Source organism: Photobacterium sp. DNB23_23_1 (assembly GCF_052873815.1).
The window spans coordinates 20,069-41,589 of record NZ_JBNNXT010000017.1 but is presented as its reverse complement, the minus strand read 5'-3'; the positions used below and the strand labels follow the sequence as shown (position 1 = coordinate 41,589).

19 protein-coding genes are annotated in these 21,521 nt (G+C 43.9%); 7 read left to right on the top strand and 12 right to left on the bottom strand.

Annotation, left to right across the window (positions count from 1 at the left end; translation table 11 throughout):
* Window positions 1-16 precede the first annotated feature (16 nt).
* Window positions 17-1,171 (bottom strand): NADH:flavorubredoxin reductase NorW, encoded by a 1,155-nt coding sequence (gene norW, locus ACVA53_RS12585; RefSeq protein ID WP_255043213.1) that lies wholly within the window; start codon window positions 1,169-1,171, stop codon window positions 17-19.
* Window positions 1,172-1,174: 3 nt separating this feature from the next.
* Entirely contained in the window at window positions 1,175-2,707 is a 1,533-nt protein-coding gene (norV, locus tag ACVA53_RS12580; RefSeq protein ID WP_446505290.1) for an anaerobic nitric oxide reductase flavorubredoxin, read from the bottom strand.
* A 211-nt stretch (window positions 2,708-2,918) separates the two neighbouring features.
* On the opposite strand from norV, the gene norR reads away from it, so the two are divergent.
* Window positions 2,919-4,505: a nitric oxide reductase transcriptional regulator NorR gene (norR, locus tag ACVA53_RS12575; RefSeq protein ID WP_255043244.1), complete on the top strand. Its 1,587-nt coding sequence runs from the start codon at window positions 2,919-2,921 to the stop codon at window positions 4,503-4,505.
* A 42-nt stretch (window positions 4,506-4,547) separates the two neighbouring features.
* Here norR and ACVA53_RS12570 read toward each other — a convergent pair whose 3' ends face one another.
* The 6 genes from ACVA53_RS12570 to ACVA53_RS12545 all read right to left on the bottom strand — a co-directional run bounded on the left by ACVA53_RS12570 (window position 4,548) and on the right by ACVA53_RS12545 (window position 9,187).
* On the bottom strand, window positions 4,548-5,891 hold the full coding sequence (locus tag ACVA53_RS12570; RefSeq protein WP_255043215.1) for a sigma-54-dependent transcriptional regulator: 1,344 nt from the start codon (window positions 5,889-5,891) through the stop codon (window positions 4,548-4,550).
* Between the two features lie 296 nt (window positions 5,892-6,187).
* Window positions 6,188-6,697 (bottom strand): hypothetical protein, encoded by a 510-nt coding sequence (locus ACVA53_RS12565; protein ID WP_255043217.1) that lies wholly within the window; start codon window positions 6,695-6,697, stop codon window positions 6,188-6,190.
* Window positions 6,698-6,705: 8 nt separating this feature from the next.
* Entirely contained in the window at window positions 6,706-7,380 is a 675-nt protein-coding gene (locus ACVA53_RS12560; protein WP_255043218.1) for a C39 family peptidase, read from the bottom strand.
* Between the two features lie 80 nt (window positions 7,381-7,460).
* Entirely contained in the window at window positions 7,461-8,054 is a 594-nt protein-coding gene (locus ACVA53_RS12555; RefSeq protein WP_255043219.1) for a hypothetical protein, read from the bottom strand.
* A 177-nt stretch (window positions 8,055-8,231) separates the two neighbouring features.
* Entirely contained in the window at window positions 8,232-8,567 is a 336-nt protein-coding gene (locus tag ACVA53_RS12550) for a carbon storage regulator (protein ID WP_255043220.1), read from the bottom strand.
* A 41-nt stretch (window positions 8,568-8,608) separates the two neighbouring features.
* Window positions 8,609-9,187 carry a hypothetical protein gene (locus tag ACVA53_RS12545; RefSeq protein ID WP_446505289.1) on the bottom strand — a complete coding sequence of 193 codons (579 nt, stop codon included), beginning with the start codon at window positions 9,185-9,187 and terminating at the stop codon, window positions 8,609-8,611.
* Between the two features lie 473 nt (window positions 9,188-9,660).
* Here ACVA53_RS12545 and ACVA53_RS12540 point away from each other — a divergent pair, with 473 nt between their 5' ends.
* The 6 genes from ACVA53_RS12540 (at window position 9,661) to ACVA53_RS12515 (ending at window position 14,669) form a co-directional block, all read left to right on the top strand.
* Complete coding sequence (locus tag ACVA53_RS12540; protein ID WP_255043222.1) at window positions 9,661-10,695, top strand: transporter; 1,035 nt, start codon at window positions 9,661-9,663, stop codon at window positions 10,693-10,695.
* A 125-nt stretch (window positions 10,696-10,820) separates the two neighbouring features.
* Window positions 10,821-11,219 carry a DUF2750 domain-containing protein gene (locus ACVA53_RS12535; protein WP_255043223.1) on the top strand — a complete coding sequence of 133 codons (399 nt, stop codon included), beginning with the start codon at window positions 10,821-10,823 and terminating at the stop codon, window positions 11,217-11,219.
* 71 nt (window positions 11,220-11,290) lie between these two features.
* The gene (locus ACVA53_RS12530) at window positions 11,291-11,650 is read left to right on the top strand and encodes a HopJ type III effector protein (protein WP_446505288.1); all 360 of its coding nucleotides are present in this window, start codon (window positions 11,291-11,293) and stop codon (window positions 11,648-11,650) included.
* A 706-nt stretch (window positions 11,651-12,356) separates the two neighbouring features.
* Entirely contained in the window at window positions 12,357-13,145 is a 789-nt protein-coding gene (locus tag ACVA53_RS12525; protein ID WP_446505287.1) for a phosphoribosylglycinamide formyltransferase, read from the top strand.
* 258 nt (window positions 13,146-13,403) lie between these two features.
* The gene (locus tag ACVA53_RS12520) at window positions 13,404-14,189 is read left to right on the top strand and encodes a RelA/SpoT domain-containing protein (RefSeq protein ID WP_446505286.1); all 786 of its coding nucleotides are present in this window, start codon (window positions 13,404-13,406) and stop codon (window positions 14,187-14,189) included.
* Between the two features lie 195 nt (window positions 14,190-14,384).
* A complete protein-coding gene (locus ACVA53_RS12515; protein WP_255043227.1) occupies window positions 14,385-14,669 on the top strand; it encodes a Rho-binding antiterminator in 285 nt (94 codons plus the stop codon).
* 108 nt (window positions 14,670-14,777) lie between these two features.
* Here ACVA53_RS12515 and ACVA53_RS12510 read toward each other — a convergent pair whose 3' ends face one another.
* From ACVA53_RS12510 to mrcB, 4 genes are all read right to left on the bottom strand, one after another.
* Window positions 14,778-16,064 carry an L-cysteine desulfidase family protein gene (locus ACVA53_RS12510; RefSeq protein WP_255043228.1) on the bottom strand — a complete coding sequence of 429 codons (1,287 nt, stop codon included), beginning with the start codon at window positions 16,062-16,064 and terminating at the stop codon, window positions 14,778-14,780.
* Between the two features lie 320 nt (window positions 16,065-16,384).
* Window positions 16,385-16,966, bottom strand: coding sequence for an NUDIX hydrolase (locus tag ACVA53_RS12505; protein ID WP_446505285.1), 582 nt, complete (start codon window positions 16,964-16,966; stop codon window positions 16,385-16,387).
* A gap of 125 nt (window positions 16,967-17,091) precedes the next feature.
* Window positions 17,092-18,789, bottom strand: coding sequence for an asparagine synthase-related protein (locus ACVA53_RS12500; RefSeq protein WP_446505284.1), 1,698 nt, complete (start codon window positions 18,787-18,789; stop codon window positions 17,092-17,094).
* Between the two features lie 204 nt (window positions 18,790-18,993).
* Window positions 18,994-21,360 (bottom strand): penicillin-binding protein 1B, encoded by a 2,367-nt coding sequence (mrcB, locus tag ACVA53_RS12495; protein WP_255043231.1) that lies wholly within the window; start codon window positions 21,358-21,360, stop codon window positions 18,994-18,996.
* Window positions 21,361-21,521: the final 161 nt, after the last annotated feature.

Here is a 21,521-nt window from a genome sequence, read left to right as displayed (position 1 = left end):
ATCGATTAATTGATGTTTAACTGTTTAATTCTTTCAACAATGGGAATCCGTTAGGAAGGTGCTGCTGAGTAACGACATAACCCGTTAACTGCCCTTGCTCATTGCGGGCCCGCACCGTGCTTCCCAGCTTATTGACATCTATTTGCCAATTTAGCTCTTCGTTGATATCTGGAAGTACAGTTTGACCTGCAAGTTGAATTGGAAAATCAGGTGTTTTTACTTTCACCATCATAACGGGTAATACCAACGGTGTAGGCTGTCCCAATATTGTTTTGGCAAGCGCATTGGCACCTAATAATGCAGGTTGCAGATACGCCAGCACCTTGCCATTTATCTCTGCACAGTCGCCTATCGCAAACACATCAGGCGCAGATGTAGCTAGCTGATCGTTTACAACAATTCCTTTTCCGACCTTAATACCCGCGCTGGCTGCCAGCTGAATATTGGGTTTAAGTCCTGCCGCAGAGACCACTGCATCGACCTCTATCCGCTTTCCTGAGCTCAGTTCTACCTCCATGGGGCCATGTAGGGTCTTTGACAGTTTCTCAACCTTGTCAGATAGAAAGAACGTTGTTCGTTGCGAGGCCATGACTCGTTCGAGCTTCAAAGCAATATACTCGGGTAACTGATTAGCCATCAATATTTGGCAAGGATCAATCACCGACACAGTTTTACCACTGCTAGCAAAGTCCATCGCCAGCTCAGTACCAATCAATCCCCCCCCGATAACCGCGATATGTTTGGCTTGCTGCAATACATTCTGGGCGTCGGTATATTCAGATAAACTGTTGAGCGTCAATACACTATCTACACCGTCACCGCGCATAGGGGGAATGAACGCACGAGCACCTGTCGCGAGAACAAGTTTGTCATAATCGTATTGCAGTCCATTTGCCACGATGCACTTTTGCACGGTATCAATTACTTCAACAAAACAGTGGGTATGCAGTTCCACTTGGTATTCTGCAGAAAAATCTGAGCTACGCATCCGGATCAGATCACTCGCTGTTTGCTTTTTTGAACATGCATGACTCAAATCCGGCTTGTTATAGTCATGCCCTTCATCTGACGTAAACACATGGATAGGCAAAGCCTTATCCTGGCGGCGAATAGCTTTTACCAATTGGTAAGCGGCAAAGCCGCTACCTATGATCACCAGTGGTTTAATCATTATTTATGCCCCTTTCACCGGTTCAAACACGTCTTTGCCAAGACCGCATTCAGGGCATAAAAAGCTCTCGGGTACATCTGACCAGCAAGTACCGATGTCGATCCCTTGGTTCACTTCACCAATGGCGGGGTCATAAACCCAATTACACACCGTACAAAGCATTTTCTGGGTATCTGTTGGTGACAGAGCCTCACTGGTAGCTACTGAGCCTATGGTTGGCTGACTTGCTACGCTTGGCTCTGCATTCTGAACTGGCGCAGCATCAAAACATTCAACAGTACTTTGCTTAGACACTTGCAGATTAGAAACTGGTGCAGAAGCTTCTGCTAAAGGCAAAGCCTTCAGTGTCCATTGTTTGGCAATCATGCGACCATGTTCACGGCATTTAAGCATCATTTTGCCGTCTGGCTTCCATTTTGCTTTCAGGCCAAGGGTTGTTTCAAAACCAGCATCGGTCAAGCGTGAATGAATTCGGTCAACCGCACCACCATTCCAGCCATAGCTACCAAATGCTCCCGCTTTTTTATTCTTAAAGCGAAGCCCTGTGATTTCTTCCAGCATGCCTGCGACTTTAGGCATCATGACATTATTCATGGTCGACGAACCCACCAAGATCCCTTTAGAGCGGAATACGCTGGCCAAAATATCATTCTTATCTTGGCGAGAGACATTGAAAACCTTCACTGCCACGCTCGGATCTACATCGTGAATACCTTGAGCAATCGCATCGGCCATCATTCGCGTATTATTCGACATAGTGTCGTAGAAAATAGTGATGCGATCTTCTTGGTAGTTATCCGCCCACTCTAGGTACTGATGAATAATTTGAGTTGGGTTATCACGCCATACGATGCCGTGCGAGGTCGCAATCATGTCCACTGGAACATTAAAGCTCAGCACTTCGTGAATTTTTGCCGTTACTAATCCGCTAAACGGAGTAAGAATATTGGAGTAATAGCGCAGACACTGATCCATCAGTTCATTTTGATCCACTTCATCGTTAAACAAACGCTCATCGCAATAATGCTGACCGAATGCATCGTTACTAAATAATACTGCATCACCAGTTAGGTAAGTCATCATGCTATCCGGCCAGTGCAGCATAGGCGCTTCAATGAAGATCAGTTGCTTCCCATTACCAATGTCCAACGAATCGCCAGTCTTAACAACTTGGAAATTCCATTCCGGGTGATGATGGTGGCCAACGATAGAGTCAACGGCATTTTCAGTACAGTAGATTGGCGTATTAGGAATGCGTGCCATCAAATCAGAAAGAGCACCGGAGTGATCTTCTTCTGCATGGTTAATGACAATATAGTCAATATCTTCTAGATTGACTTCCATCTCTAGATTTTGAATAAACTGATGGCTAAATCGGTGGTCGACAGTATCAATGAGAACAGTTTTTTCTTCACGGATAAGATAGCTGTTATAACTGGTACCTTTGGTCATCTTGTATTCTGTGCCATGGAAGTCCTGCACTTCCCAGTCGCGTTGGCCTACCCAGTGAATGTTGTTTTTAACGTGAATTGTCATCTTGATACCTTACTCAATGCTATGGGCGCTACATGACGCCCTCAATCTGACTAAGGTAATGCACTGGCCGTGCCAACTTTTTATCATGTTGATAAATAATGAATTTATTTTCAACAACAAGCAAAACTGTCATTATGACAATTAATAATCACTGTCAAATAGACAGTATCATGTCATAATGACAACATCACAGTTCGTCAAAGAGGCGACAATGCTTAATACACCGAAAGAATTAACCCAACTCGCTTTGGATCTGACTCAGGGCATTTCTAGCCAAGACCGATTTGATCGCCTACTCACTGTCATCAAATCCCTTTTTGGGTGCGATTCATCGGCCCTGCTTGCTTTTCGCGAACAACATTTCTCCCCGCTTGCGATCAATGGCCTGTATGAAGAAGTACTGGGCCGGCAATTCGATATCAACGACCATCCTCGCCTTGAGGCCATTGCCAGAGCAGGAGATATCGTCCGTTTTCCCCATGACAGTGATCTGCCCGACCCGTATGACGGTCTGATTCCGAGCCATCAAGGCAACCTACATGTGCATGCCTGTATCGGCTTACCCCTGATTGCAGATGAAACCTTGATCGGAGCATTGACCATCGATGGGTTTGATCCTCACCAGTTCGACTTGTTTAGTGATGAAGAGTTACGCATTATCAGCGCCCTTGCTGCTGCAAGTTTACATACCGCCTTGTTGATGGAGCAGTTAGAAAGCCAAGCTTTCACCATGCCAGAATCTCACGGACAGGCCGCAATCCAAGCAGGAAAATCAGCCCAGTCAGGAAAGGTAGAGATGATAGGTAAATCGAAAGTGATGGATGAGCTGAGAAGCCATATTCAAGCCGTCGCCGCAACAGAGCTTTCTGTATTGATCTCCGGTGAGACTGGGGTGGGTAAAGAGCTGATCGCCGCTTCATTACATCAATTGTCCCACAGAAGTCAGCAACCATTGATCTACCTTAATTGCGCCGCACTGCCTGAGTCAGTTGCCGAAAGTGAGTTATTCGGGCACGTTAAAGGGGCTTTTACCGGCGCAATCAGTGACCGAAAAGGCAAGTTCGAAATGGCCGATGGCGGCACTCTGTTTCTTGATGAAGTTGGTGAGTTACCCCTATCCCTCCAGGCAAAGCTGCTGCGGGTATTACAATATGGCGACTTACAACGGGTCGGTGATGATAGTGTATTGAAAGTAAACACCCGCATTGTGGCGGCAACGAACCGCCAACTTCATGAAGAAGTCAAAGAAGGCAAGTTCAGAGCAGATCTGTACCACCGTTTGAGTGTCTTTCCTATCATGGCACCGCCTTTGAGGGAACGGGGAAATGACATTATTTTGCTAGCCGGTTTCTTCATTGAACGCTGTAAAGGCAAACTGGGGATCAAGTCGATGCGACTAAGTAGTGAGGCTGTTGCGCAAATCTCTGCCTATAGGTGGCCAGGTAATGTCCGAGAGCTTGAGCATGCAATCAATCGTGCTTCTGTTGTAGCTAGAGCGGAATCAACCCACTTAGACTTCATAGAGCTGCAACCTCAGCACTTCGAACTCATACATACTCCGCAAGAACTTTCGAAGGAAACACTTTCAGAAGGGGTATCTTCACACCATGACAAAATACAAGGCCCAATATCGATCGATACCAATATTGGGCTTAAAGATGCGACTACCCGCTTCCAATACCAATTTATTGAAGATTGTTACCAGCGGAACAATCAAAACTGGGCAGCAACCGCCAGAGAGCTCGATCTGGATGCGGGTAATCTCCACCGCTTGGCAAAACGGTTAGGGCTTAAATGAAAAAGGCCCCTTTCGGGGCCTTCTTCAAAGAGCATCTAAGAGTCACTCTCTTGCATATCCATTATTATAATGGCGAACATCTGGCACAATATTATGCTTATTAAGCAATCGGTACATTGTCGCTCTTGAAACACCAAGGTCTTTTGCTGCTGAAGCAACTTGTCCACGATGAGTCTCAAGGACTGCAACCAACACATCTTTTTCTGCCTCGTCCTTAATGTTACGAAGGCTTTGTTTGAGGTTTGACTTACTTGGTAGGTCAAAGTGTTCAGCTTTCACTTCATTGCCCTCAGCAAGCAAGGCCGCACGTTTTACCTGATTAATGAGCTCTCGCACGTTACCTGGCCAGCTATATCGTAATAGTAGCTGCTTAGAGTCTTCAGAGAACGATGACGCCATAGTGCTATATTCACGCGCAAATTTGGTCAAGAAGGTTTCAGCAAGTAAGAAGATGTCAGAACCACGCTCACGCAATGTTGGGACTTTAATATGGAAGACATTCAGGCGATAGAATAACTCTTTACTAAATTGCCCGTTCGTTACCTCGGCTTCTAAATCGGCACTGGTGGAAGCAATGATACGCACATCCCCAGAGACTTCACCTTCCAAACTCTCACAGCTAGGTGCTTGCAGATACATGAGAAGGGCTTCTTGTAACTCCTTGGATAATTCATCAACATTATCCAGCATGAGTGTGCCATTAAACGGTGTGCCGTCTTCCTGACGATAGCTGCCATCAAGCAAGGCCATGTTATCGTCATCCTGACTCAAAGCTGCGCAGTTTAGCGCAATAAACGGGGTATTTTTTCGCTTGGAAAGATTGTGGATAGACTTTGCAATCAATTCTTTACCTGTTCCATTTTCCCCAGTAAGGAAAACGTTCACTTCTGTCATGGCAACACGTCGCACCATATCACGTAGTTGCTTGATTGATTTTGACTCACCATACAACCCCATATCATGCTGCGAAGTGATCTCCACCCATGAACTTGCCTCAATCTCAAGCATACCAAGTTGGTGTCCAATCGTGCTCAACATGTGGCTACTTGGAATTGGCACTGTGAAATAATCAACACAGAAGTTATTAATAAACTGGCAGATAGCATCCGTTTTAAGCTGATCCTTTTTAATGATGGCTATCCATTTAACTTGCTTAGTTTTATTTGCCCTCAGTGAAATACTATTTAAGCTAAAATCATTATTACTTAAATCAACAACACATATACATGGGCTGTATTCTTCCAAGATTGAATCAACCGTACGTAGATCATAACAACAGTGGGTTTTCCATCCAGATTGTTCTAAAAGCGCAATCCATGGTTCGTAGTTACATCCAAGTGCTACTAAACGACCATCTATTGATTTATTTTGACTTTGAGTCACCATCGAAGTCACCTTCTATCAACTTATATTTATTGTGTTTGTAATAAAAATATAGGTGACATTTTTGTGTTGTGATGCGTTTCAAATATAAGAAATTGCACCAAGTGAATTTCATTCGTAGGAAACATACACTAATTGCTAAACATATCAATAGGTTATAAAAGCTAAAATGATAAGAAAAAAATTGAACTTTTTATCAAAAACGACTGTGTGACAAGAAATAAAAAAAAGCATTGTTAAGAAAACAATGCTTTTAATGACAAAAAAGTACCAAACATCAAATTTTTAGTGCAGACGGTTTAGTATCCGTTATGCAAAATTGAGTTCTCCAAGCGACTATTAAATAGGTTCTGCCTATTGAAGCCAGCGATATCGGCTTCGATATCCAGTACCGTCTCAGTTTTAATCGCAGTATTATCCGCAGAATTTTGTACAACAGTACCAATGACGTCTTTGGTAGAACCAAGATTAGCAATATTATTATCACCCACACTAATAACCTTTAAGGGGTCATCATAATCATAGGTCCGGGCACCATCATGACTCGTCAAGATACCATTACTAATAGTGAAATCAGCTACATGGGTACTTAATACCGTTTCACCATTAATCTCTGTCGTAACAGACAGACCAATGTTGATAATATTATCGTTGACCGAGACAAAACCACCTCGTAGCGAAGACATTTCTTCATCAGACAACGTGGTCAAACCTAAATCATCAATAGTAAGGAAACCAATAGATGCATGGGTAATAAGAGCAGAACCTCCTATTGCCGACGCAACAATTAACCGTGTTAACCTTTTCATACTAGCCTCTAATAATCATTACTACCAGGCAGAGTAATACTAAACGTTGATAGTGAGTCTCTTACAACAGCCTCTGACACGGGAGATGGGTTATATATATTATAATTATCTGCGGTGATAAAACTTCCCCGACCCTGCTCGACTCTATTTTTCACCAGCAAAACTGTTCCCTTGTAGACTTGTTTAAAATCAGCAATAGGAATGAGCAATGTCCCTCTAGATGGGTCACCCAAAATTACATTCTTTTCATTCATTCCCTTGATCACAACGAAGTGCATGTATCCATCAAAGTTAACGATAGTAATTGCCGGAATACGTAAATCATGAAATTTTTCTAGAGGTATATTATAGCCATTAGCATCAAGACCAACAGATTCAAGGTAGGATTTCATGTCTAACATCGAAAAACCCTGCTTTTCTATTTGATCTTTATCTCCATGCTCGAACATAAATTCGAATATGGTGTTTTCTTGAGATTCGATATCGTAATGATAAGTCAGCAATGATGCTACCGCCGCAGAGCCACAGCTAAAATCATATTGCTGCCTAAAAACATCACCAAATAGCTGCTCCTGATAACTTTTTACTTCCACATTAAATCCTCCCCGGCTGGGGAAATAATCTAATGCTTGGATGCTTGATGATGCTAATACGCTGATAAGCATGACAATTGACTTTTTCATACACTAACGCCTATCAAACTCTAAAAATTACAATACTTTAAATTAAATAAAGCAAGAAAGGGCCTTTCGGCCCTTAAATCTTAGTATGAGCCACCACCGCCAGGTAGGCTAGCTCCACCTGAGCCAACAAGCGCTGCGTTTGTGCTTGTAGTTTGTTGTACCATTGAGTTGTTACCCACGTTTTGACCTGCAATGTTGATACCAGAAGCCTGCTGGTAACCACCGTATAAGGTGTTAGCATGGTCAACTACCACATGTGTTGCATTCTGGCCCTTACAGCATGCACCACCATAAGTTACTGTGTTACCCATTACCGCACCGTCGATGGTTGATTCTGCAAGCAACTCATCTAGCTCATAATGACCCGTTTCTTTGATTGACCAGTCATTTTCAGAGTTGTTTTCTAGGACAACCTCATGGGTATTACCAACGTTTTTCATGATCAACTTATCATCATCTGTCTCAGCATAATAATTGTCAGTATAGGTTTTTTTATAGTTCAAGTCGGCATCAAGTGTAACTACGTCGTTGAAGCTACCTTCGATAGTAACGTCATCGTAGTCGTCGTAGCCGCCACCGTACCCACCGCCATATCCGCCGCCATATCCGCCATCCGCGAAGGCCATTGGTGATGCGACTAGTGCTGCTAAAAGCATAATTTTAGTTTTACGCATGATAATACTCCAAATTTGTAATAGTTTTATTCAAATCCATTTGAGAAAATTAATCTCACATAATTATTCTTTGTAACCTTAAACCAGAAGCTTTGATTGTTACGCCCTGCGAAACCAATAATATTTTATTGTTTATTGGTTGCTGACACCTAAATGTCAGCATAGATAGACTAACAATTACTTCAATGTCAGGTTTATCACGGTTGCATTCTGAATTAATACATTACTACCGGTGTTTTGTACGATATTATACACGCCAGATGAATTACTTAATGCGCCGCCATCAAGTATGTTATTCCCTGTTGTATTGTTATACGCACTATTACCTGTAACATCGCCATACATTTCTGAACTAGCCTGAAGTGTATCAGTTTCGAGCTCATATTCTCCACCTCGAGAATGAGTCATAAATTCTTCAGATAACTGTTCAGAATTTGCTAGAATATCCAACTCTTCAGCAGCTGCTGCACTATAAGATATAAATGCGACCACCATCAGTGTTAAATATTTCATGACATCCTCCTGAGAGCTGCAAAGCAGCTCTCAGTTATGTATTAATTACCAGCCAATACCGCATTGGTGCTAGCACTCTGCTGAACCAAAGAGTTATTACCCGCATTTTGGCCCGCAATATTGATACCTGATGCGCCTACGAAAGCACCGCTCATGTCATTAGTATGATTTACAGTCAGTGTTGACGCCTGGCTTGGTCCATAACCGTAACCACCTTTACCACCACAACAATCACTACCACCGTACTCAACTTCAGAGTAGGTAACATAACCATGAAGCTCGGATTTCGCTACGTGGTAAGTATGTAGCTCTTTAATATCAATTTCCGTGCTGTAGTCATTCAGGCTATTGTCTGTCCACTCTTTCTTGTAGGTATTATTGACGTTTTTCATTTTCAGAGTATCGTCATCAGAGTAATATTTATGGTCAACGCTATACTCTTTATCTACATCGAGGGTAAGGGTCTTATCAATGTCATCATTGTATGAGTCGGTAATTGTTTTATCATTACCGTCATCATATGATGGGTAATAAGGGTTGTAAGGTTGTTGGTAATCATTCGCTAGCGCAAGCGGAGAGCTAACAACTGCTACTAAAAGTGCGATATGTGTTTTACGCATGGTCATACTCCAAATATATTTAGTAGTTATTTTCTTATAATCACTCGCCGTGTTTGCGAGATAACTTAACTATAGTGCTGACCAAAAAAGTTCCTGTATTATTTTTAATAATTTTTTGTGCTTTTCATTATGAACTTTCCCTTTTAATTCTTAGCGTTTTCAACGTATAAAATATGAAATCAATTCTCATTTTTTCAATTATTGGAATAGTTCATCACATAATAAACATTGGTATTATTTCTTAAACTTTGGAATCATCTCTCATATAAAGTACACCTTCCTATTGTCTGAGATAAGAGATGATATGGATGCATTCTCATAAATAAGACCAATAATAAGATTCTTAATTACCATATAATTCTCACGTCTACTATTATTTTCTTATCTAGCAATATGCTTTTTTTATTGCATATATATAAGCAGAAACCACAACATATTTTTTGGGTAAGCTAAGAGTATTAAGTGAGGAATTCGTGAGTATTTTCAATAACAAAAGCTGTATCGCGCTTCTTGCTTTGATTTCAGGAACTGTCGCAGCAGAAACAGAGCAAGCTACAAATTCTACAGAACCCAATACAAAGCCGAAGCGAGTGCAGACCTTTGGCGATCTCCTTGATCCCGACTTACCAGGAGTGCTCACCCCCAAGGGTTCATTTGTTCTTGATACCAGTTTTTCTTTTACACAAAACTCATCTAACAGGGTGTCAGTCGTCGGCTATACCGTGCTTCCTTCCCTTATTGTTGGCTTAATTGAAGCTAGCGACACGGATAGAACAACGCTGACCTTCGGCTTGACCGGTCGTTATGGTATTACCAATCGACTAGAAGTTGAAGCGCGGATCCCTTGGGTTTACCGTTATGATTCAGTATCGAAGAGAGATACGAACACTCCAGCGGAAGGCGCGACCACTACAACTTTTGATGGCAGTGATATCGGTGATATAGAAGCTGCATTCAAATATCAAATTAACATGGAAACAGCGCCTTATTGGATTGCAGGGCTCAGATTCAAAACAACGACAGGTACATCCCCCTATGATGTCCCGGCTTCGACTGAATTTGGCTTAGAAGAACTCCCCACAGGTTCAGGCTTTCCGAGTATAGAACCAAGCTTGACGATGATCATGCCAATGGATCCTGCCGTTATTTACGCCAACCTTAGTTACATCTGGAATATAGAAGATGATGTAACTACTGAGCTCGATGGGAGTTCAACCAAAAGTAAAATCGACTTAGGTGACACTATTGGCATTAGCGCAGGTATGGGTTTCGCTGTTAACCCTAAGTTTTCATTCAGCTTAGGTCTCAGCCATAGAACTATATTGAAGTCCAAGATAAATGGTTCTACGCCATCTGATTCAAAGCTGCTCCAACTTGATTCGATATCTATGGGTGCTAACTACGCGATAAACCCAGAAACCACATTGAACGTTGGTGTCAGCGCGGGCTTGACCGCGGATGCTCCTGACTTTCAGCTTACCGTTCGTGTTCCATATACCCTACGATAACCCTCGCACTCAAAAATACTGCTATTTAATAGCCTTACCCGTTGCGGGTAAGGCTATTTTCATGACTAAAGTCTAATTTTCCTCTATGCTATGACGCTACTACTATGTGTAACAGGAAAATAAAAATGTCCACGCCATTAGAGCCAAGCCAAATTGAGCAGATTCAAGGTTATGATGCCGAGAAGCGTTATAAATACTTGGTGAAAGAAGTGGTTACCAACCGCGAAATATGGATTCTGACGGATGAACATGGTTGCGTCATGCTCAATACTGATGACGAGGACTGTGTACCAGTATGGCCAAACAAAGAGTTTGCTGAATCTTGGGCTACCGGTGAGTGGGAAGAGTGCAAAGCAGAAGCTATTTCACTCAATAAATGGCATAGCCGTTGGACACATGGCATGGAAGACGATGAGCTTGCCGTGGTTATTTTCCCTAACCAGGATGAGGATGGTCTTGTGGTGTTCCCTGACGAGTTAGACTTTGAACTAAAACAGCAAGCAAAAAAGTCAGCTAACCGCTAAACCACCCCGTTGCGATCAGTTATCTGGGGCGAAATTGACATCTTTCGCCCCACTTTAAAAGGAAATTTGCCATGGAAGCACTACTCACTAAACTAAAATCACAACCTGACAACGTCTCGTTTGCTGAAGTAATGGCAATCATCGAGCAGTATTATCGTTATCAGCCAACCGCTTTTACTAACGGTTTAGGAAACGACACCCTTTTCAACAAAGCAGCTACCAATGAAGGTTCCTGCCGGATATTCGCCTTTGCCAAACTCAATCAACTTTCAGAAGCTGAAACCCTTGCTTGCTTTGGTGACTATTACCGCATCGATGTTCTGCAACACCCTGACGCGACTGATCATCAAAACATTCGCCATTTCATGAAATATGGTTGGCAAGGTATTCAATTTGACGCTACACCATTGACTGAAAAAGCCTGTGCGTAAGAAAAAATCCACTCTGCGCCTACAGTTTTTTCTGACAATGAGAACATTTCTCGGGTGGTTTCATAAAAAATGGCGAACGTGAGGGGCTACCACAACCGTCACAAAACTTGGTTGAGCGTATCGTCAACCACGTCAACGGCACCATAAAAGCCAATAACCCAAGCATCATAGGTAGTGGGGGTTGCACATAGACAATCACAGCACCTATTACGACATTGCTTGCAATGTTGTAAGTCGGCCACAACTTGCGCTTTCTAGCGACATCTGTACCTCTCTGGAACAACATATAGCTAGCCGCAGCCATTGCGAGCCAAACAGCCGCAAAGATAATCAGTAAATCTTGTTGCATCTTTTATCTCTGAATTAACATCATCTGCGCATTCTAGCATTTCCCTTCCGATCTACGTATATCCCCTCGTGAATACAAATCGCAAAAAACAGTAAATATTCAAAGCTCAGCAAGGCAATCATTGCTCAGAAAGCAACCGAACATGGCAACGAGCTCATTTTACCGCACCAGCTCTCTTAAAGGGGAAATTCCTATTTATGGGCTAGATCACATTGTAAATATACTGATTGGGAAGCACGTCACAGGATGATAATTTGCTATCAGCTTTTCGACTAGGTTCATATTGAAAACCCAGCCTTCGCCCAGATATCTTATGTATGCCGCTTGACGTTGAAGTGGTGATACCAAGGAGATCCAATGATCGCGAAGTCTTTGTTCAGAACGTGTTTTGTTCTGTTATGTGTTTTCGGACGTGGCCCTGTTGCCAATGCCGCAGTACCACAATTTGCTGATTCGGAATTTAAACTTCCATCCCCAACACAAGACACCAAGGATAACTTCCAACGCTCTCTTAGCGGTTTATTTTCAATACCTAGCTTCCGACAAGAAGCACTATGCCAGCCATATAACGAATTCGATAAACTGTACCAGCATGCTGAAGCAGCCCAGCGAGAATTGGAGCAAATGCTAACCCAAGTCAGCCTACATACTGAGGCACAACCAATTATTCCTGGTGTAAAATCTCGAGAACGCGCAGAGCAGAAGGTTGTTACCGAACTCAAGGGGCAACCAGAGATGCTGACAGACCTTGCCCGTGGCACGCTTGTTGCCAATAGCATCTCATCACTCGTTGATGCCTTTAACCAACTGAGTCGCGAAAGCACCATTGTTGAAACCAAAAATCGATTCAAACAACCGGCCTCTTCTGGCTACCGGGATTTGAAACTGCTGGTACAGCTTCCTCAAACAGGTTTAATTGCCGAAGTACAACTTCACTTAAATACTATTGCAGAGATCAAAAGTGGTCCGGAGCACGACATCTACGAAACTATTCAGCACATAGAGCGCAAAGCCAGCCAAGAACAACGGCTGTTGAATGATATCGAGGTGGCAAAAATCAAAGTACTAAGACAGGAATCTCAACAATTATACCAACAAGCTTGGCATCAATACTTGCAGCCAGAGCCTCTTGCACTGGCAAGTTAACAAAATGTTTGTAAAGGGGAGCCGCTGGCTCCCCTTTGATTTCAATCAATTGCGTCACTCTCTGTCAGCGGTCTGTTAACTCCCATCAATGCACTTTCCCAATTCATCCAGCGTTCAGATAACTTTGATAATCTAGAAAGCATAGAGTAGCTAGCAACTCAAATAAATACGTCACTTTTTCTAAGCAGGCTCTGCCCGCTGAGTTACACACTATTACGTATGATGCCTGATTTGATCGGGCAGCAAAGGAGTTGTTTGATGCATTTTAAATCTGTACTTCGAACGTGTTTTGTTCTGTTTTTCCTGACCCGTGGGTCAGCGATGGCAGCACCATTGATGGCAGTCTACTCTGGACAAGACTACGAGGTAACACCTAAGCATTCTGAAGCCAGCAAAAAGTCGTTCCAAAAAAGCCTGAGCGGACTTTATAGCATTGATAGCTGGCGCGCGGCTGATATTCAACAGCCATACACAAATTTCGAGGATTTATACAACATCGCCCCCTCAGCCCAGCAGGAGCTAGCAACCCTGATGAACGAAGTGGGCTTGATGACCAACACCAACATCGTGTTGCCGGATGTCAAATCAAGAGAACGGGCAGAGAAGAAAATTGCCACTGAGCTCAAGGGGGATGCAAGCAAGATTACCGATTTGGCCCGGGCTTCACTGGTTGCTAATGATATCCATGGTTTGGTTGATGCTTTTGAGCTAATTAGCAAAGAAGCGACAATCGTGTCAGTTAAAAACCGATTTAAAACCCCGACCGATTCTGGTTACCGTGACTTGAAATTACTGGTTCAACTGCCTGATTCCGAGCTAATTGCCGAAGTTCAGTTGCACCTAAATGCAATTTCGGACGTTAAAAACGGTGAAGAGCACAAGATTTACGAACAAATTCAGCACATTGAGCGAGCAGCACTTAGCCAGAGCCGCCCACAAAGTGAATTTGAAGCAGCGCAAATCAAAAAGCTAAGAGCCACTTCGAAGTCTCTTTACCATGATGCATGGCAACAATACCTTCAGCCTGCAAGCATCGCCGTGTAACTGTTCCCCCAGAGGCCACTTGCAACTTGGCAGTGGCCTCTACCCTCAATAACATCTACGAGTAAAACTATTTCAAGCTGTTTCAGTTTTAAGCGAGATTCTCATTATTGACTACGCTTTTATTAGGTGGCTATGGAATCTTCACTCAACTTGGGGCCAAAACAACAACGCAGCCCCTAATACAGAGACCGCGTTATGACAAATCGTTACCAACCCATCGACTTCATGCTGCAAAATCATTTAGAGCAAGCTTGTGACGCCCATTACGACGTATTACTTGAGCTAAGGGACGACAGCACAGTGGAGGGGCAATGTATCAATACCGAAGTACATCCAGATCGTTCTGAATGGCTCGTGTGTAAAACGCGCTACCAGTACACCAAGATCCGCTTAGACTTCATAACAAAAATGAAGTCGTTAACGCCGGGTTCGAGCTTTTCCGAAGTTATACCATCTACTCAAGCGATCTTCAAAAGCTAGTTCAAACGCTAATCAAGTTATTATACAAATAAAAAAGAGCACCTCAGTGCCCTTTCTCTGTATACCAACCTACATAAATATTTGATCAACTACTTATCCAGATGGGTATTATTTATGGACCATGATTTCCAAGATCTGGATGTCTGTTTGTGTCATCGCACCATTAGCTAATGCCGACATATTGCGGATAGAGGAATCTACATCATCAGCAACGATGCCTTCGTTGCCTGTGACTCGAATTCCATCAAGTGCCATCAGCGCCGCCTTGATCGCCGCACTGGCAGATGAAGATACTTTCATCGCACAACTCGTCTTGGCACCGTCACAAATGATACCTGTAATATCACCAATCATGCTGCAAATAGCATTGCTGATATGGTTGAACCGACCGCCAAGCAGCCATGTCATGCCTGCAACCGCTCCCATGGAGGCTGTCGTTGCGCCACAAAGTGCCGATAACTTGTTCTGGTAGCTTTTAATATAAATAGCCATCAGGTGCGACATCATCAGGGCACGTACTGTCGTTTCTTGATCGGCGTTAAGGTGCTCCGCAACAACGACAACAGGCATAGTTGCTGCAATACCTTGATTGCCTGAGCCAGAGTTGCTCATTGCCGGTTTCATTGCCCCGTCCATTCGAGCATCTGAGGCTGCCGACGTACGACGTAAAATGTCAGTTAACAGACCACCAGAAAGTAGGCCTCGATCAACATTTCGCTGGAAGGTCGCACCAATTTGCAGACCGTATTTGCCTGTCAGCCCTTCTTTGGATAGCTCGTTATTCAACGAAGACGCCTGTAAGATAAAATCAATATCTTTTAACGGTGCGTGGAGAGCGAAGTCATAAATATCTTCCGCTGTCGCTTGTTCGAATATGTTTTCTTTTATCGTTGCTTGTGAAGTAGTTACCTGGTCTGCAATAAACAACGGTTGACCATTCTTCTCGATAGAAACAACCTGCGTATGGCTATCAGCAATAATCACCGTCACTGTATCGGTTGCATTGCTAACGGTAACCATAGCAAACAAGATATTGCTGACATCAGCCACACCTACCGATACCGCGCTGTTATCTAACATCTTTTTGGCTGAAGCAACGTCTTCCGAAGTAATATTTTTCAATACCTCAAGGCCAGCATCAGCATCACCCGCCAATGCGCCCACTGCCGCTGCAATTGGCAAACCGACCATTCCGGTACCCGGTACACCGACACCCATACCATTTTTCATCAAGTTAGGTGAAACAAAAGCTTCTATATAAGTAGGGATACAATTCAGTTCACGCGATGCCTTTGCAGCGGCCAAAGCAACAGAAACTGGCTCGGTACAGCCAAGTGCTGGCACAACTTCACGCTTAACAGTCTCAATAAAACCATTCCATAGATGCTTTTTCATGTTCATCACCTTCACGACATTAGTAGGGTATCAGGCTTATTAAAATGCAAATTATGGAGTCATAAGCCCTTGTCTTTATATGGTTAATGTACCGCTATCGCAGGATAAATATTTTCTTATTTTTCCTCCACTAAAGACCTTTAGTAGAAAAGTTTTCCCCATGAAAAGCATCGTGCGACATAAATCATATAATTTACTGGCCTCTGTCCAAACAAACACCCTATATGCGTTGATAACTCAAAAAATGGATATAAAAAAACGACCACATTGGGCCGCTCCTTTTGCTGGGCATTTAACTTTCCTACCACGTACCTTTCTGATCAGCTCGCCGCCTTTAGCGGTAACGGCTTGGTTGCCGATCTTTCTTCTTTTCCAAGCAGTTCATCGACAATCGTTTTCAGCAAGAACGTTTCACGTTCAATCGACATGCCTTTTTTATCACTGCTGGCAATAGTGTGCTCGTTATGGGCTATCGCATTGAAGATATTGATCCAAACCGGTTTCATTCCGTTTTTTACTTCATAATCTTCTAACTTAGTGTTGCCAAGCTGTTCATCAATAGTGCAAACATAACAGTAAGAAAGCATGTGCATGATGTCAAAATCAGGCTTATGCCATGGGCGGTATTCTTCATAGATACCAAACTCGCAGATATCTCGAATATTCTGCGCCCCCGTTTCTTCTTCCAGCTCACGGATCAAACCTTCAATAGCATCTTCACCGTCGTCAATACCACCACCGGGCAAGGTGTAGTCGTGGTAACGTTCGGTATATAACATGAGAATATTTTCACCATTAAGAATGATGCCTCGTGCCGCCTTACGATGAAACGTATTGCGCTGAAGCCCAGACGCTTCAAGACTTTGCAAATTAGGATGCACGGTTGATTTCAGTAGTCGCATGTTTATTTTCCGAACGCTTCAACAAGCGGTGAATTCTAGCTGATATACCCAAGCAACTTCAAGGTACAGGTTCAGCGCGAATATTTAAGCATGAAGTGATTTGGGGATAACTCTCAATTACCAAATCACTTAAGCATATAAGTATTCATCCGCTTTACCATCGTCAGCCCGGAGGTGCAGTCATAGAGCCTCAGCGCCGTCAGTGTAACTTGTAAGCCCAGCACAGAACGATTATATATATTTCCATTTTCACTAAATACGGTCGATATGGCTTCTTTAAGTAACTGATTTTTAGTCTTTGTCGGTAAAGAAAATTGCCATTGAGTCGCTTTGGGGTTTTCAACTTCAATCGGGCAGGGAATATGCCCGGGGTAGGTTTGCCAAGGAGTCATTAACGCCTGAGGGTAGCATTGCTGCAACCAAGCCATATATACACCATGCTTTAATGCCCATTGCGTTTCCATTGCGAACATCGCTGCAAGCACGGACTTACTGTAAAACGGCAAGCAAAAGTCCAGCTGGAAACGATCCATTTCTTCGTATGGCAATGCTAGATGATGGTGTTGATCGTTTTCCCACAAGAACAATTGATAGGCTTTTATTAGAGGTAAATGTGCATACTCCTTGAAGCTATCGATGATATTTTGCCTGAGTCGCTGCTGCAGTGTTTCGCCCTGCCTAACTAAACGCGGTGGAATATATGCCATCTGCTGCTCTAAATAACAGTCAACCAACAATTCAAGGTTCTCTTGTCGGCAAGCTTCAATGATAGCTTCACCGGTATATATCTGCCCAACACATACGCTGCCACCATTCCCAGACCAGAAAAGCCGAGGGCGAGCTAATTTATCATAGTATTCAAAGCTATCAGGTTGCCAGTGTATACCTAACCGTTGCTCAACAGTGAGTTCCTGGGTATCTGTCACCCGCACACTGTGAAGAGGGATATGATGATAGGCTGCGAATTGCTGACCATAGCTCGCATCCTGCGAATGGTTCCGCGAAAAATTAAGGCACTCTACTTCAGCTCCCCTTCGCTGCAGTTCAGCGGCAATTACCCGTGAATCTAACCCTCCGGATAATGTACTAACGGTCGAGCTATCCGAACCAAGGTATCTCTCAGTAGCTTGCTTGAAGCCAGCATCTAAACGCGCTATGCCTTCTTCAAGTGAACAGGAGGGGATATCGACATCAGACCATTTAAAATAACGTCTGCGTTGAATACCTACAGACGACGCTTCCAGCATATTCAAATCAGAGAGTTCTAGCATCTCACCAGGACGGGAAGCAAACACTTGGTTGTAAGGCGTCTTACTCCCCAGCGAGTACCCTAAGGTTGCTATTTCTGTCTGCGCCTCTAGATTATTTTCAAGCGGGATCCCTAGCTCAGGGAACAAGCGTAAGCAGGTGCTAAATATCACGGCGCCTTGATACTGCATAAAGTAGTAAGGCCTAATCGCTAAGCTATCTGTATATATCGATAATCGTCGGGCCCTTTTTTGGTAATGAAATACACAGAAAGTCCCCTCGGCCTCAAGCAGCGATTGCTCGGGCCGTTGGCTTTCGAGCAGCGACTGCATATCACTTTTAATGCATGAACTTAGCAATGGGTGCCCAGCCCCAACGACAAAACCCTTGTCATCATCAGCCCTCGCAGCATCACCAAAGCACTGATAATCAATCTGACTCAAAAATAGGGATGAATCAGAAAAACTATGACGAACGTCATCCTGATTGCGTGAAATGTGTCTGTCTATATTGTGCTTGACCGCTTTGAGCTCTGGTGTCCAGCGGGTCGAAAAAATGCCTGCGATTATACTCATGGCCCACTCCTAATGATCTTTCCAATCAATAGAGCAATTTGTAAGCCAACAAGAACAAAATTTTAAGCCATTGAATTTATGTGTAAAATCTTTTCAACCTGTCATTGTTATTGCTAATTGCAAAGCAATAACAAAATCCCCCAAGCCACTAATAAGCTTGGGGGACTTAAAAATATCTCTGCCTTTCAAGGCTCATCAACGCTGTTAATTGAAATCAAATAGGCGCTTAAAGAAGGTTTCAACTTTTCGGACACAACCTTGCTTAAGGGTTCCCTGAGGATCCCAAGCGGGGAGGTGGGTTTGTCCCACACAGCTTTGCGATAGTACACCACGTTGATCACGGTAGTAATCAAACTCGGTAATTTGCTCAGGTGCCTGTATAACTAAAGGTTCAGGGTCACGACTTTGGATATAATCTGCATACAAACGCAGTGGTCCTGAAGATCCAGTCAGCTTGACCGCCTTATTATCATCCCTTCCCATCCAAACAGTCACCACCTCGCGGCCGTCAACACCGACATACCAACTATCACGGCCTTTATCGGAAGTACCTGTTTTCCCCGCCAGACGAGAAGACGGCAGCATTTCATTGAGGTACCGTCCTGTTCCTTCACTCACCACACGTTGCAAACCATACATAGTGAGCCAAGAAGCTTGCTCTGAAACTGTTTGGGTAGAAACAGGTAATGACTGATAAAGTATGTTGCCTTCATTATCCACCACTGCACCCAGTGCAGATAACTCTGATCGATGTCCGCCACTAGCAATAGTTTGGTACATCTGGGTGACCTCGACCGGTGTTAAGGTAAATGCCCCCAGCAGTATCGACGGCAACTTCGGCACTTCATTTTTATCAATACCCAGCTTTTCCATGGTACTGATCACTTCATCCAAACCAACAGCCATCCCTAAGTTCACCGTCGGGATGTTGTATGATTTTGCCAACGCAGTATAAAGTGGTACCTCACCACGATACTGCCTATCGTAATTTCGTGGCGACCAGTTTTCCCCATTTTGGCCTTTTAGGGTCAACGGCCGATCTTGAAGGCTTGTGGAAAGAGAAAAGCGCTTAGGCAATTCTAACGCCGCCAAATATACCGCTGGTTTTACCACAGAGCCAATCTGACGCTTGGCATCAATGGCACGATTGAAGCCGTCGTATCCCGGTCGGGATCCCCCCACCATCGCTCGTATCTCACCACTGACTCGGTCAGCGACCACGACAGCCGTTTCAAGCTGGTCACCGGCTTTGGACTCAAGTTGCGGGATCACTTTACGCACAGACTGCTCAGCCATTTCCTGAGAGCGAGGATCCAGTGTTGTAAAGAGCCTTAGCCCCTGTCCTGCCTGATAATTCTTCACTTTTGCAGTTAGTTCACGCTGTAACTGACCAAAATACGCAGGCTGACGATTTGAAATCGTTCCTTTGTCTTGAATATCGAGCGGTTTATCTACTGCGGCAAGATAGTCATCTTGCTCCAATACCCCATTTTCGAACATTAGTTGCAGCACCAAGTCTCGGCGACGCTTAGTACGCTCAGGGTAACGCCATGGATTGTAATACGATGGGCCTTTCACCAAGCCAACCAACAGCGCTTGCTGATCAACTCGAAGTTCTGACAGCGGCAAGCCAAAGTAAAACCGGGAGCCCAACTCGAAGCCATGCACCGCATCGCGACCGCTTTGCGCCAAATATACCTGATTTAAATAGGCATCCAGAATCTGATCTTTGCTATAGCGATAGTCAATAATCAGCGCCATATACGCTTCACGCGCCTTTCGCCATAAACTGCGTTCACTGGTCAAAAACAAATTCTTGGCCAATTGCTGAGTCAGAGTACTCCCTCCCTGCACTGTCCGGCCTGCCTTGAGATTAGCAAGAAATGCCCTTGCTATTGCTGTCGGTGAAACCCCGTCGTGCTGATAAAAATCGCGATCCTCTGTTGCAATCAAAGCGTCAATCAAGGTTTCTGGCATTTCATCCATAGGGCGGTAGAGACGCTGCTCATCTGTCTGTGCTTCCAGCATCCCCAGCAGTTTAGGCTCAACTCGGATATAACCGAGCTCTCGGTTTGTCTCCGCCTCGACAATTGATTTAACCTTGGAATAATCAAAGTCAACAACAACATGCCGGGCATCTTGCTGCCCATCACGAAATTCAAAAGGGCGGCGAATAAACTCAACCTTCAACCGGCTAGTCGAATATTCCCCAGGGCGAGAGGGGTTGCTGACTTTACGGTATTTCAGCGCTTCCAGTTCGTTGATCAAATCGTCATAGCGGATCACCGCACCAGGTTGTAGTGCCAATTCACGCGCATATACAACAGAAGGTAGTTGCCACAACTGCCCCTCGAACTTTGCTGCCACTTCATCATTAATATCGACACCCATTTTGACCAACCCACAAGCGGTAAGCAGGCAGACACCCAATACGGTAAATTTCAATTTACGGTATGAACGGCGAGGCTTGCGTACGCTTTCAAGCGCTGAAGATGGCGATGATGGCTTGTTCAGTTCATTGATTTCAGAATCATTAATTTGAGGCTGATTGGACTTCTGTTGCTTGGTCATAACGTCGCTTTCGTGGCAAATTCGCGCCGACCTTACCGCAAGGTTCAGTTAAATTTGTCAGTATTTTGTCAAAGCATATTACTCCTTTAATCAAGCCGTACCGCCAGAAACGACCTAACCCCTCCTCATGTCTGGATATTACGGTCAAAATCACGCAAAAT